This is a genomic window from Chryseobacterium sp. SIMBA_038 (assembly GCF_046535115.1).
Taxonomy (GTDB): Bacteria; Bacteroidota; Bacteroidia; order Flavobacteriales; family Weeksellaceae; genus Chryseobacterium.
This window is the reverse complement of the sequence record NZ_JAWRXH010000416.1, coordinates 1-239: the sequence shown is the minus strand read 5'-3', so window position 1 is coordinate 239 and position 239 is coordinate 1. Positions and strand designations below refer to the sequence as shown.

The 239-nt window shown below is 50.2% G+C and carries 1 protein-coding gene; it reads right to left on the bottom strand.

Annotated elements, in window-relative coordinates:
• On the bottom strand, positions 1-239 hold a 239-nt coding region (locus SB689_RS24110), incomplete at both ends, for a hypothetical protein (RefSeq protein WP_410694548.1).

The following is a 239-nucleotide window of genomic DNA, read 5'->3' as shown; positions in this document are numbered from 1 at the left end:
ATTGTGATGTTCGATCGAATTCGAGTACTCGGGCAACCAGCGATTCGACATCGATCGAGAATGGTTTGTGCGCAGCCCCGAAATCACGATCATAGGTTTCACCTTCGAAAATCCCGTAATTTAGCCCGAGGGAGCCAAATAAACACATATGTGCATGAATCCAGTGTGGCTCCGATTCGATGTCGACCAACTTGGTCCCCGGGTGGCAGAACACAGCGTTGAACATTGCAGATCCCGAG